This is a genomic window from Sphingobium sp. 22B (assembly GCF_001580035.1).
GTDB classification, from domain to species: domain Bacteria; phylum Pseudomonadota; class Alphaproteobacteria; order Sphingomonadales; family Sphingomonadaceae; genus Sphingobium; species Sphingobium fuliginis.
Map to the genome: position 1 here is coordinate 175,443 of NZ_LTAB01000011.1, position 12,884 is coordinate 188,326.

The following is a 12,884-nucleotide window of genomic DNA, read 5'->3' on the forward strand; positions in this document are numbered from 1 at the left end:
CGGCCATGCCCCGCCTGTGGCTGTGGCTGATGATCCTGCCGCTCTGGGCGCCCCTGGCCGCGAGGGCGCAGTTGCCGGTCGTGATCTCCAGCGGTCCGGACAAGGTGGCGGTCACGCTCTACCGCGATCCGGACCGGGGAGAGGCTCCGCTCGACCGCGATGAGCCCGGCGCCTTCGCCCTGATCGCGGAGACGCGCACGGTTATGTTGCCGCCGGGCGAAGCCGTGATCCGGTTCGAGGGGGTGGCGAGCGGCATCGTGCCGCAATCGGCGATCCTCTTTGGCGCGCGCCCGCGGGAGCGCAATCGCGACGCGGCGCTGCTGTCGCAAAAGGGGCTGGTTGACGCCTTTACCGGGCAACGGGTGATCCTTCGCCGCACCGACCCGGCGAGCGGCAGGACGGTCGAGGAAAGCGCGACCGTGCGATCCGCCGCCGACCGTCTGGTGGTGACGACCATGCGAGGCGTGGAGGCGCTCTATTGCTCCGGACTGCACCAGACGCTCCTTTATCCGGGGGCGCCCGCGACCCACTCCGCAAAGCCGGTGCTGACCATGACGACCAGGGACCAGCCCGGCGGCCCTGCGACGATCACCCTGGCCTATATCGCCACCGGCTTCGACTGGGATGCGACCTATGTCGGCACATTGGCCCCGGACGGCCAGTCGCTGGACCTGCTCGGCTGGCTGACGCTGGCGAGCGCGGACGACACCAGCTTTGCCGATGCCACCGCTTCCGCCATAGCCGGAAGGGTGAACCGTTCGGAGGACAGCCGCGACGACAGCGGCGAAAGGGCGCGTGAAGAAGCCCGCTATCTGAACAGATTCAGCGCCTGCTGGCCCGCCGGGACGACGAGCGACCTGGGCAGCGGCACGCCGCCGCCGCCGCCTGCACCGCCGCCCATGGCCATGATGATGGCGGGCGAAGACATTGTCGTGACGGCCCAGCGGCGGCAGGAAGGCATGCTGTCGGCCCCCGCTCCTGTCGCCGTGGTCGCCAGGGCAGAAAATCTGGGCGACCTCAAGCTGTACCGCATTCCCGTTCCCGTCACCGTCGCCGCCCGTGCACAGAAGCAGGTGGCCTTTCTGGTGAAGCAGAAGGTGAAGGGCAGCCTGGTCTATCGGACGGAGATGAGGTGGGAAGAGCCGGACGATCCCCGGATGCTGTTCCGCTTCCGCAACGGCAGGAAGGATGGCCTGGGCGATCCCCTTCCGGCGGGACGCGCGGTTCTCTATCAGGACAGCCCCTGGGGCCGCATGTATGTCGGGGAAAGCACCACAGGCGACAAGACCGTCGACGAGGAAGTCGAATGGTCCTTCGCGCAAGCCAGCAACCTGACACTGGAACCGGAACAGGAAGAGGCGGGCAAGGGCATCCTCCATCACAACCTTGCCGTGCGCAACGCGAATCCCTTCCCCATCCGTTTCGAGATCGACTTTCCAGCGAACAGCGGACGGCTATTCAGCGGCTTCAGCGGTCGCCTGACGAAAAAGCCGGGCAAGCAGGTCTGGGCCATGACGGTGCCGGCGAACGGGACGATCCGCCTGCGCTTCCGATCCGCCGGGCAGCCGAATTAGCGCCCGGCTCTGGAGCGCATCCGGATTACCGCGAAACCAGTATCCCGGCAGAAGCCCTGCGGTCCTTTACTGCTCCAGGCCCAGTCCCCCTTCCCCGAATAACAGGATGGAGTCAGCGCGCGCCAGCGCCACCAGAGCCAGCCCCGCCCCCGCCGCCCGTTCGGCTGCAAGGCGCGTCGGCGCGGAGATCGTCACCAGCAGGGGGCAGTCCGCCAGCACGGCCTTCTCCACCAATTCATAGGAGCAGCGCGAGGAAAGCAGCGCAAAGCCGCCATCCCATGCCCATCCACGCCGCCACATCGCGCCGATCAGCTTGTCGAAAGCATTATGCCGCCCGACATCCTCCCTCGCCAGGCGGATCGTGCCGTCTGCCGCCACCAGCGCCGCCGCGTGGGCCGCGCCGGTTCTCGCATTGAGCGGTTGATGTCCTTTCAACTCCCCCAGCGCCCGAAAAACCGCCTGTTTGTCGGCCCGTGACGAAACCGTGACGGATGGCAGGGGCCGGATCGCCTGTTCCAGATTCTCCACCCCGCAAATTCCGCAGGACGATTCCGAGGCGCGATGCCGCACCCGGCTCAGCAAGGCCTCCGTTCGCTCCTCCGGCAAGGTCGCCCGGGCAATGATCCCTTGTTCGGTCGCATGCACATCCACCTCGAACGGCGCATCTTCCCGGCCGATCAACCGCTCCGCCAGCGTGAAACCCAGCACCAGTTCCTCCACATCGGCGGGCGTGGCCATCAGCACGGCATAGCCGATGCCGTTGAATTCGATGGCGATCGGCACTTCCTCTGCCAATTCCCGCGTCACCGGGGTGATGGGGCCTGCCGGCGTTATGTGCCTGAAGGTGAAGGGCCGATCTTCGGGCGCGGCGCTCAAGGCGCCACGACCCGGCCGACAGCGGCGGCGGCTATGGGAGACAGTGCGCCGGGACGCGCAGCCGCCAGCAAAGCAATGCGCTGCTTCATCGCCGGATCCCAGAAGGCGCGGATATGGTCCGCCGTCATGGCGACAGCTTCCGCCTCGCCCAACGCCGCGACATTGCGGGCGATCTGGTTCGCCATGTAGATCAGGCGGTCCTCGGTCGACATGACTTCATTTTCATCGCTCATGCGCCCGATCCTATTCGGCCGCTTCCAAGGGCGCAATGCGCCTGCTATGCCGTGCCTGCTCAGCATAGTCGCGCTGCCAGTCGCTCGGTCCGTTGGAGCGCATGACCTGGACCGCCGTCACCTTATATTCCGGGCAATTGGTGGCCCAGTCGGAATAGTCGGTGGTGATGACATTGGCCTGCGTGTCGGGATGATGGAAGGTGGTGTAGACCACGCCCGGCGCCACCCGCTCGGTGATCAGGGCGCGCAGGCTGGTTTCCCCGGCCCTGCTCTTGAGCGAGACCCAGTCGCCATCGCTGATCCCGCGATTTTCGGCGTCGTTGGGATGGATTTCCAGCCGATCCTCCGGATGCCAGGCCGCGTTCGCGGTCCGCCGCGTCTGCGCGCCGACATTATATTGGCTGAGGATGCGCCCGGTGGTCAGCAACAGCGGGAAGCGCGGCCCGGTCTTCTCATCGGTCGGCACATAGTCGGTGACGACGAACTTGCCCCTCCCCCGCACGAAACCGCCGATATGCATGGTTGGCGTGCCGTCGGGCGCTGCATCATTGGCAGGCCATTGCAGCGATCCCTCTGCATCCAGCCGGTCATAATGCACGCCCGCGAAGGTGGGCGTCAGCGCGGCGATCTCGTCCATGATTTCGGAAGGGTGCGCATAGGACCAGCCCAGCCCCATGGCCTGCGCGACCAACTGGACGATCTGCCAATCGGCATGGCCGTTGAGCGGCGCCATCACCCTGCGCACGCGCTGGATGCGGCGTTCGGCGTTGGTGAAGGTTCCATCCTTTTCCAGGAAGGTCGATCCGGGCAGGAAGACATGGGCATAATTGGCCGTCTCATTGAGGAACAGGTCCTGCACGACGACGCATTCCATCGCGGCAAGCCCCGCCGCGACATGATGGGTGTTGGGATCGGACTGGAGAATATCCTCGCCCTGGATGAAGATGCCCTTGAACGTGCCGTCCGTCGCCGCGTCGAGCATGTTGGGGATGCGCAGCCCCGGCTCGGCATCCAGCGTCACGCCCCAGGCCTGTTCGAACTGACCGCGCGCCGCATCGTCGGAGACATGGCGATAGCCCGAAAATTCGTGCGGGAAGCTGCCCATGTCGCAGGCGCCCTGCACATTATTCTGCCCGCGCAGGGGATTCACGCCCACGCCTTCGCGCCCGATATTGCCGGTCGCCATGGCGAGATTGGCGATGGCCATGACGGTGGAGCTGCCCTGGCTGTGCTCGGTCACACCCAGGCCATAGTAGATCGCGCCATTGCCGCCCGTCGCATAAAGCCGGGCGGCGGCGCGGACCTCCGTCGCCTTGACGCCGGTAAGGGGCTCGACCGCTTCGGGCGAGCGCTGCGGTTCGGAAACGAAATCGGCCCATTCGGCAAACTCATCCCAATCGCAGCGATCGCGGATGAACGCCTCGTCATAGAGCTTTTCCGTCACGATCACATGCGCCAGCGCCGTCAGCATGGCGACATTGGTGCCGGGCCGGAGCGGCAGATGATGGGAAGCCTCGACATGGGGCGACTTCACCAGATCGATCCGCCGGGGATCGATGACGATCAGCTTGGCGCCCTGCCTGAGCCGTTTCTTCATGCGGCTGGCGAAGACCGGATGGCCGTCGGTCGGATTGGCGCCGATGACCAGGATCACGTCGGCCTGCATCACGCTGTCGAAATCCTGCGTGCCCGCCGAGGTGCCGAAGGTCGTCTTCAGCCCATAGCCGGTGGGAGAATGGCAGACCCGCGCGCAGGTATCGACATTATTGTTGCCGAAACCCTGGCGGATCAGCTTCTGGACGAGGAAGGTCTCCTCATTGGTGCAGCGGCTGGAGGTGATGCCGCCGATGCTGCGCGTGCCATATTTCGCCTGAATGCGCCGGAATTCGCTGGCGGTATGGGCGATGGCCTCCTCCCACGACACTTCGCGCCAGGGTTCGTCGACCGAAGCGCGGATCATGGGTTTGAGGATACGGTCGCGGTGCTGGGCATAGCCCCAGGCGAAGCGACCCTTGACGCAGCTATGCCCGCGATTGGCCTTGCCGTCCTTCCACGGCACCATGCGCACCAGCTCCTCGCCCCGCATCTCCGCGCGGAAGGTGCAGCCGACGCCGCAATAGGCGCAGGTGGTGACGACTGCGCGATCCGGGGTGCCGATCTCCACCACCTTCTTCTCGGTCAGGGTCGCGGTCGGGCATGCCTGGACGCAGGCGCCGCAGGACACGCATTCGGACGAGAGGAAATCCTGCCCCTGCGATGGCGAAACCCTGGAGTCGAAGCCCCGCCCTTCGATGGTCAGGGCGAATGTGCCCTGCACCTCGTCGCAGGCGCGCACGCAGCGGGAGCAGACGATGCATTTGCTGGGATCGAAGTCGAAATAGGGGTTCGACTGGTCCTTCGCCTGCCCCATATTGGTCGCGCCGTCATAGCCGTAGCGGACGTCGCGCAGGCCCACGGCGCCCGCCTGCTCCTGCAATTCGCAATCGCCATTGGCCGGGCAGGTCAGGCAGTCGAGCGGATGGTCGGAGATGTACAGCTCCATCACCCCGCGCCGCAACTGCTTCAGCCGCTCGCTCTGCGTCCGCACCACCATGCCCTCGGCAATCGGCGTGGTGCAGGAGGCGGGATAGCCGTTGCGTCCTTCCACTTCGACCAGGCAGAGGCGGCAGGAACCGAAGCTTTCGACATTGTCGGCCGCGCACAGCCTGGGGATCGAACAGCCGGTCAGCGACGCCGCCCGCATGATCGACGTGCCTTCCGGCATCGTCACGGTATCGCCGTCGATGGTGAGGGTCACGCTCCTGCCGGTCGATATGGCGGGCGGGGTTCCATGGTCGGTTTCGCGCGTGTAGCTCATTCCGCAGCTTCCTTCACCGGCGACTTGGCACCGAAATCCTCGGGGAAATGATCGAGCGCGCTCAGCACCGGATAGGGCGTGAAACCGCCCAGCGCGCAGAGCGAGCCATGTTTCATCGTGTCGCAAAGGTCGCGCAGCAACGCTGTCTGCGCCTCCAGCCCGGCATCGATCCGGTCGGGCGTGCGAGAATTGAGCGCTTCCTGGAGATACCCCTCCCAGTTGTGACCGGCCTGAACGACGGTCGCGCTGTCCCGCGCCGCGATGATCCGGTCCATCACCTCGACGCCCCGCGTCGACCCGATCCGGCAAGGGGTGCATTTGCCGCAGCTTTCGACCGCGCAGAATTCCATCGCGAAGCGGGCCATGTGCGCCATGTCGACGCTGTCGTCGAACACGGTGATCCCGGCATGGCCGATCAGCCCGCCAGCCTGCGCGAAAGCCTCATAATCGAAGGGCAGGTCGAACATGCTGGGCGGGAAATAAGCGCCAAGGGGGCCGCCGACCTGCACCGCGCGGACGGGCCGCCCGCTGGCCGTGCCGCCGCCGATGTCGTTCACCAGTTCGCCCAGCGTGATGCCGAAGCCGATCTCATAGAGGCCGCCATGCTTCACATTGCCCGCAAGCTGCACCGGGATGGTGCCGCGCGACCGGCCGAAGCCGACGTCCGCATAGGCCTTCGCCCCTTCCGCCAGGATGAAGGGAACCGCCGCCAGGCTGAGCAGATTGTTGATCACCGTCGGTCGTCCGAACAGCCCCGCCAGCGCCGGGAGAGGCGGCTTTGCCCGCACCTGCCCCCGCTTGCCCTCGATGCTTTCAAGCAACGCGGTTTCCTCGCCGCAGACATAGGCGCCCGCCCCGACGCGCACTTCGAGCGTGAAAGGCGCGGTCCGTTCGGCGGAGAGTTGGATCGCTTCCCGCATGGCGGCGATGGCGAAGGGATATTCGCTGCGGATATAGATATAGCCGTGGCTTGCTCCCACGGCATGACCGGCTATCGCCATCCCTTCGATCAGGCAGAAGGGATCACCTTCGACCAGCATCCGGTCGGCAAAGGTGCCGCTGTCGCCTTCATCGGCATTGCAGACGATGAACTTTGCGTCCGAAACCGCATCCAGCACCGTCTGCCATTTGATGCCGGTGGGAAAGCCCGCTCCTCCCCGCCCGCGCAGGCCGGATGCCTTCACCGCATCCACCACCGCCTGGGGAGTCATGCCGCGCGCCGTTTCCAGCCCGCGCCAGCCCCCATGTTCGGCATAGTCCTTCAGGCTGAGCGGATCGATCACTCCGCAGCGCGCGAAGGTGAAGCGTTGCTGCCCGGCGAAGAAGGGCAAGGCCGCCACGTCGCCCAGCCGCGCTTCATGGCTGCCGTCCAGCACGGCCGCGACGTCCGCCGGTCCGACCGGCCCGAAGCCGGTCCGCTTCCCCTCCCTTTCGACCTCGACCAAGGGCTCGATGGAAAAGAGTCCCCGGCTGCCGGTGCGCACCACCTCGCATCCTGCGGCTTCGAAGGCGTGGGCGACCTCGTCCGCGCCCAGGGCGACGGAGGCCATGTCCCGGCTGACATAGACCCGCTTCATGCCGCGATCTCCTGCGCGATCCGGTCGAGGGCCGCCACGTCGATCCGGGCGACCGGCCTTCCGTCGACAAGGGCGTTGGGACCGACGGCGCACAGGCCGAGGCAATAGACGGGTTCCAGCGTGACCTGTCCGTCCGGGCGCGTCTTGCCCATGGGGACGCCCAGCCGATCGGTTGCGGCCTTCTCGATTGCCGCGGCGCCGCGGGCCCGGCAGCTTTCGGCGCGGCAGAGTTTTACGACATGCCGGCCGGCGGGGGTTCGGCGGAAATCATGGTAGAAGGTCACAACTCCATGAACGTCTGCGCGACTGAGGTTGAGTGCGGTGGCGATGGCGGGGATGGCTGCATCATCGATAAAGCCTATCTCTTCCTGCAACATGTGCAGCAGCGGGAGCAGGCGGTCGCGGGTGCGGCCATGGGTCCGGGTCCAGTCCTCTATCAGCCTCGTCGCGTCTTCCTGCTGCATCTTTTCCGCCCTTTCCTGCGCGCCATGCTGCGCGCTGGCGGGAGTGGCGTCAAATCGAAGAGGATCATGTTTGATAGAGATTATCTATCAAACCGTCGTCACGATCATTCCGTCTTCGACCGTCACCGGCCAGGGGATCAGCGCGGCGCCCGCGCAGGGGCCGCCCAGGCATGCGCCGTCGGATGGCGCGAAGAGGGCGCCGTGCCAGCTACAGGCGATCAGGGCGCCGTCGGGCGTCAGATAATCGTCCAGCTTCTGCGCCAGGGGCAGGCCCATATGGGGGCAGCGGTCGACATAGCCGCGGACTTCGTTTCCGATGCGCAGGACGAAGCCGTGGAAGCGGCCCTTGCGCATCTGGATCACGAAATTGCGCGCCTTGCCGTCCGCTATGCTGTCGAGTGGAGCCAGGGCCACGCCCGGCGGGGTCGCGGTCAGCCGTTCGTCCTCGCTCATGGGTCGGCGTCGGGCTGGACGGACGGATGGGCCATTGCGAAGGCGTCCAGCGCCCGCGCCTTTTCCCCCGCCGCGACGAGGGCGGGGAAGGCGGACAGGTCGACATGGAAGCGCTCCGCCGAATAGAGTTGCGGCACCAGATAGCAGTCCGCCAGCCCCGGCCGATCGCCAAAGGCGAAGCCCCGGCCATGGCGCGTCACCCATGTTTCCAGCGCGGCGAAGCCGTCCGTGATCCAGCGGGCGATCCATGTGTCGAGGGCGGGCTGGTCCGCGCCGAAGTCCTGCTTCAGCGCCTGAAGGACGCGCAGATTGTTGAGCGGGTGGATGTCGCAGCCGATCAGCGCCGCCATGGAGCGCACGATTGCCCGCCCCTCCGCATCGGGTGGCAGCAGGGGCGGTTGCGGCCAGCGTTCCTCGATCCACTCCAGAATGGCGGGGCTTTGCGTGAACGCAAAATCCTGCGTCTCCACGGCGGGTACCAGCCCTTGCGGGGACAGGGCGCGATAGTCCGGTTCCCGCTGCGCGCCGGTGCGCAGGTCGTGCGTGACCTGATCATAGGCCACGCCCTTCAGGTTCAGCGCGATCCGCACGCGATAGGAACTGGTCGAGCGCCAATAGCCGTGGAGGGTGAGCGCGCTCATCGCGCCGGCTCGATCAGGGCGCGGCATTCCCCGAAGCCGATGGGCACATGGCCGTCCGCCCGCGCCACCGCCTTCAGCGCCAGTTCGTCGCCATCCTGCAAAAAGGCGCGTTCCTCACCGGTCGGCAGGGCGATCTTCGTCTTGCCGCCCTCGGTCAGTTCCATGAGGCTGCCATAGCTGTCCGGCGTCGGGCCGGAGAGCGTGCCCGTCCCCAGCAGGTCGCCGGGATTGAGGTTGCAGCCGTTGGAGGCATGATGGGCGACGATCTGCTGCGCGGTCCAGTACATGGAGGAAGCGGGGCCGCGCGAGAGGCGCATGGGCGCGAGGCCCTGCGCCCGCATGTTTGCGCTCGACAGATGGACCTCCAGATCGACGGACAGCGCGCCATGGGCCTGATCCTGTTCATCCCACAAATAGGGCAAGGGTTGCGGGTCGCCCTGCGGCCTTGGAGGCTGGGCGATGCGGAAGGGGGCCATGGCCTCCGCCGTCACGACCCAGGGGGAGATGGTGGACTGGAAATTCTTGGCAAGGAACGGGCCCAGGGGCACATATTCCCATGCCTGGAAGTCGCGCGCCGACCAGTCGTTGAGCAGGCAAAAGCCCGCTATATGGTTCGCCGCCTCGGCAATCGGCACAGGCTCGCCCAGCGCATTGCCCGCGCCGATCCAGATGCCCAGTTCCAGCTCATAATCCAGTCGTTGGCTGGGCCCCACCATCGGAGCATCGGCATCGGGGGCCTTGCGCTGGCCCTGCGGCCGGATCACCGGCACGCCTGACGGCCGGATGGAGGATGCCCGTCCATGATAGCCGATGGGGACATATTTATAATTGGGCAGCAGCGGATTGTCGGGGCGGAACAGCTTGCCGATATTGGTGGCATGGTGAATGCCGACATAGAAGTCGGTATAATCGCCTATCGCGGCGGGCAGGTGCAGCGCGCAGTCCGCCGCCCGGTGCAGCAGGGGTTCGACCGCCTGCCGTTGCCCTTCATCGCTGAAGAGGGCGCTGAGCCAGCGGCGCAGCGCCAGCCGGTCCGCCGCCGGGAGCGCCATCAGGGCATTGAGGGCGGTTCCGTGCAGGACCGCGGCGGCGGCGGCGGGAAGCAGGCCCGCTTCGGCGGCGGCGCTTAGGTCGAAAATCCGCTCCCCTATCGCGACGCCCGCCCGCGCCGTTCCGCCGGGGGGCGAGAAAATGCCGTAGGGCAGGTTCTGGACCGGGAAGTCGGGATGGCCATCGGCTCCCTCGACCCAGCTCGACCGGGCGGGATCATGGGTTTCGTCTATCTGCGGGAAGCTCATGCCTTATTCCCTTGCGGCAGTTGCGCCTTGGCGAAGCCGGACCAGCAATCGTCATAATCCAACTGGCCAAGCGGCGTTTCCATCGCGAAGCGGGTCGGGCGAAAGGCGAAGCGGCTTTCGAACATGAAGGCCATGGTGTCGCTGATCCGGTGCGGTTTCAACTCGGCGGCCAGCGCGCCTTCATAGCTGGCCTTGTCCGGTCCGTGGCCCGCCATGCAATTGTGCAGCGACGCGCCGCCGGGCGCGAAGCCGCCTGCCTTGGCATCATAGACGCCGTGGATCAGGCCCATGAATTCGCTCATCACATTGCGGTGAAACCATGGCGGGCGGAATGTGTCCTCCGCCACCATCCAGCGCGGCGGGAAGATCACGAAGTCGCAATTGGCGGTTCCCGCCCGGTCGCTGGGGGAGGTCAGCACGGTGAAGATCGACGGATCGGGATGGTCGTAGCTGACCGTGTTCATCGTGTTGAACCGGCGCAGATCGTAGCGGCAGGGCGCGAGATTGCCGTGCCAGGCCGCCACGTCGAAGGGGGAATGGTCCTGCGTCGTCGTCCACAGCCGGCCGGCGAATTTCTGGACGATTTCGTGGGGGCTGTCGTCATCCTCGAACCAGGCGGCTGGCGTCTCGAAATCGCGGGCGTTGGCGAGGCCGTTGGCGCCGATGGGGCCGAGGTCGGGGAGGCGGAACAAGGCCCCGTAATTTTCGCAGACATAGCCCCGCGCCGTTCCATCGGGCAGGTCCACCCTGAACCGCACGCCGCGGGGGATCAGCGCGATCTGTTCCGGCGCGACGTCCATCACGCCCATTTCGGTGGTGAGGCGCAGCCTGCCCTGCTGCGGCACGATCAGCATTTCGCCGTCGGCATTGGTGAAGGCGCGCTTTTCCATCGGGCGGTTGGCGGCGTAGAGGTGGACGGCCAGCCCCTCGCCCGCCGCCGGGTCGCCCGCGCCGCAATAGCTGATGAGGCCGTCGAGGAAATCCACCGGTCGTTCGGGGAGCGGCAGGGGGTCCCAGCGCAGGCGGTTGGGCGTCGGGGGGGCTTCGTCGAAGGGGCCGCTGCGCAGGAGGGTTTCGGCCTCATAGGGGCGGTAGGGCGGGTGATTGGCCGCTGGGCGCAGGCGGTAGAGCCAGCTTCGCCGGTTTTCCGCGCGGGGCGCGGTGAAGGCGGTGCCGGAGAGTTGTTCGGCGTAAAGGCCGTAGGGGGCGTGTTGCGGGGAGTTGCGGCCCACGGGCAGGGCGCCGGGCGCCGCCTCCGTCGCGAAATGATTGCCGAAGCCTGTCAGCATGGCGGCTGCGAATGGCCTGCTCTCTCCCATTTCGGCGCGACTCCTATGGTATCAATTGTTACCATCATAGCGCTTTGCCGATGAAGTATCAAATGTTACCAGTTGCAGATGACCGCCAAGACGCTGCGCCTCGATCAGTTCATTCCCTATCGCCTGTCCTTCACGGCGGCGTTGCTGAGCGACACCATCGCGCAAAGTTATGAGAGGCTGTTCGGGATCAGCATTGCGGAATGGCGGGTCATTGCGTGGGTGGCGGAGCTTGGCAGCGTTACGCAGCAGCAGATCTGCGCCCGGAGCCGCATGGACAAGGTGACGGTCAGCCGGGCGGCGATTGCGTTGAGCGGGCGGGGGATTGTTCAGCGCCTGCCCAATGCGGAGGACCGGCGGTCGCATCTGCTGGCGCTGACGGAGGAAGGGCGGCGGTTGCATGGGGCCATCGCGCCCAGGGCGCTGGAGCTGGAGAGCGGGATATTCTCGCATTTCAGTGCGGAGGAGGTGGAGGCTTTTGTGGCTATGTTGCGGCGGATCGATGCGATTGTGTTGGGGGAAAGGGAGGAGGAGAGAGGATAGTCCTTTTACCCATCGCCTCAGTGAGATGCGTCCACTTGAGGTTTAGGGCGGGGCCTTTCAGAACGCTCCGCTTGGGAGGCCCAATGGATGCTGAAAGGAGTTCAGCATGACGGGGAGTGGGGGCGCTCCTTAAACCGCCTCGCTCCGTCCTGAAATATCCCGCGCCACGGTCAGGACCGCTTGCGCCAGCGGGCCCAGCGGGGCGCGATCGGAAACGATGACGCCGATCCGGCTCCCCTCCTCCGCGTCGGGCAGGGCGAAGGTGCGCACCCAGTCCAGACCGTCCAGCAGCATCGCATGGCTGTCCGGCACGATGGAGCAGAGCCGCCCCTGCCGCACCAGCGCGAACAGGGCGACATAGCTGTCCGCCGTCACCACCGGGCGCAGCGCGAGGCCACGCTCGCCCAGCCGGGCGTCCAATATGCGCCGGTTCTGCATGCCCTGATGGAGCAGGCACAGCGGCAGGGCGGCCACATCCTCCCAGTCCGGCGGGCGCTTTTCATCCAGCACGCCGCGCGCCGCCACCAGCATGTAGCGCTCGACATAAAGGGGCGCGGCCAGCATGTGGGAGGGCGGCTCGAAATCCAGATAGGTGAGGCCCGCGTCCAGTTCGAACGCGGCGAGCTCCCGCTCGATCTGGCGCGAGGTCAGCGCCCGGACCGAGATGTTGAGGCCGGGATGCCGCTCCAGCAGCGCCTCCACCAGCGGGCCGACGGCGGGCATGGCGGCCGGGATCGCGCCCAGGCGCAATTCGCCCTGCAAGGGGCCCTTGGCGACCGCCGCCGCCTGCATCAGATTGTCCGCCGCCGCGAGAAGCTGCTGCGCCCAGGGGAGGATCGCCCGGCCCTCCTCGGTCAGCCCGGCGTAGCGGCGGTTGCGCTGGATCAGGCGCTTGCCGAGTTGCGCCTCCAGCGCGGAAATGCCGGCCGAGAGCGTGGGTTGCGAGACATGGCAGGCGGCGGCGGCGCGGGCGAAATGCCCTTCCCTCTCCAGGGCCAGGAAATATTGAAGAAGGCGGGTCTGCATGCGCGCTTTGCTCTCTTTTTTCCGGC

Annotated in this window: 12 protein-coding genes; 2 read left to right on the plus strand and 10 right to left on the minus strand. The window is 66.5% G+C overall.

From position 1 onward, the window contains the following. Window positions 1–5: 5 nt before the first annotated feature. On the plus strand, window positions 6–1,574 hold the full coding sequence (locus A0J57_RS12345; RefSeq protein ID WP_061936071.1) for a DUF4139 domain-containing protein: 1,569 nt from the start codon (window positions 6–8) through the stop codon (window positions 1,572–1,574). Window positions 1,575–1,640: 66 nt separating this feature from the next. On the opposite strand, the gene fdhD is transcribed toward A0J57_RS12345, so the two are convergent. The 9 genes from fdhD to hmgA all read right to left on the minus strand — a co-directional run bounded on the left by fdhD (window position 1,641) and on the right by hmgA (window position 11,292). Then, window positions 1,641–2,450 carry a formate dehydrogenase accessory sulfurtransferase FdhD gene (gene fdhD / locus A0J57_RS12350; RefSeq protein WP_061936075.1) on the minus strand — a complete coding sequence of 270 codons (810 nt, stop codon included), beginning with the start codon at window positions 2,448–2,450 and terminating at the stop codon, window positions 1,641–1,643. Then, the gene (locus A0J57_RS12355) at window positions 2,447–2,683 is read right to left on the minus strand and encodes a formate dehydrogenase subunit delta (protein ID WP_061936078.1); all 237 of its coding nucleotides are present in this window, start codon (window positions 2,681–2,683) and stop codon (window positions 2,447–2,449) included. The genes fdhD and A0J57_RS12355 overlap by 4 nt, the downstream gene beginning before the upstream one ends. Window positions 2,684–2,693: 10 nt before the next feature. Further along, entirely contained in the window at window positions 2,694–5,540 is a 2,847-nt protein-coding gene (fdhF, locus tag A0J57_RS12360) for a formate dehydrogenase subunit alpha (RefSeq protein WP_061936080.1), read from the minus strand. Next, entirely contained in the window at window positions 5,537–7,117 is a 1,581-nt protein-coding gene (locus A0J57_RS12365; protein WP_061936083.1) for an NADH-ubiquinone oxidoreductase-F iron-sulfur binding region domain-containing protein, read from the minus strand. The genes fdhF and A0J57_RS12365 overlap by 4 nt, the downstream gene beginning before the upstream one ends. Then, window positions 7,114–7,581: an NAD(P)H-dependent oxidoreductase subunit E gene (locus tag A0J57_RS12370; RefSeq protein WP_061936085.1), complete on the minus strand. Its 468-nt coding sequence runs from the start codon at window positions 7,579–7,581 to the stop codon at window positions 7,114–7,116. The genes A0J57_RS12365 and A0J57_RS12370 overlap by 4 nt, the downstream gene beginning before the upstream one ends. Window positions 7,582–7,668: 87 nt before the next feature. After that, the gene (locus tag A0J57_RS12375; RefSeq protein WP_061936088.1) at window positions 7,669–8,034 is read right to left on the minus strand and encodes a Rieske (2Fe-2S) protein; all 366 of its coding nucleotides are present in this window, start codon (window positions 8,032–8,034) and stop codon (window positions 7,669–7,671) included. Beyond that, window positions 8,031–8,675 (minus strand): maleylacetoacetate isomerase, encoded by a 645-nt coding sequence (maiA, locus tag A0J57_RS12380; protein WP_061936091.1) that lies wholly within the window; start codon window positions 8,673–8,675, stop codon window positions 8,031–8,033. The genes A0J57_RS12375 and maiA overlap by 4 nt, the downstream gene beginning before the upstream one ends. Beyond that, window positions 8,672–9,973, minus strand: a complete 1,302-nt coding sequence (gene fahA, locus A0J57_RS12385) for a fumarylacetoacetase (RefSeq protein ID WP_061936094.1) — start codon at window positions 9,971–9,973, stop codon at window positions 8,672–8,674. The genes maiA and fahA overlap by 4 nt, the downstream gene beginning before the upstream one ends. Then, window positions 9,970–11,292 carry a homogentisate 1,2-dioxygenase gene (hmgA, locus tag A0J57_RS12390; RefSeq protein WP_061936097.1) on the minus strand — a complete coding sequence of 441 codons (1,323 nt, stop codon included), beginning with the start codon at window positions 11,290–11,292 and terminating at the stop codon, window positions 9,970–9,972. The genes fahA and hmgA overlap by 4 nt, the downstream gene beginning before the upstream one ends. A gap of 78 nt (window positions 11,293–11,370) precedes the next feature. Here hmgA and A0J57_RS12395 point away from each other — a divergent pair, with 78 nt between their 5' ends. Further along, window positions 11,371–11,832: a MarR family winged helix-turn-helix transcriptional regulator gene (locus tag A0J57_RS12395; RefSeq protein ID WP_061936100.1), complete on the plus strand. Its 462-nt coding sequence runs from the start codon at window positions 11,371–11,373 to the stop codon at window positions 11,830–11,832. A gap of 129 nt (window positions 11,833–11,961) precedes the next feature. On the opposite strand, the gene A0J57_RS12400 is transcribed toward A0J57_RS12395, so the two are convergent. Further along, complete coding sequence (locus A0J57_RS12400) at window positions 11,962–12,858, minus strand: LysR family transcriptional regulator (RefSeq protein WP_061936103.1); 897 nt, start codon at window positions 12,856–12,858, stop codon at window positions 11,962–11,964. Between the last annotated feature and the right edge of the window lie 26 nt (window positions 12,859–12,884).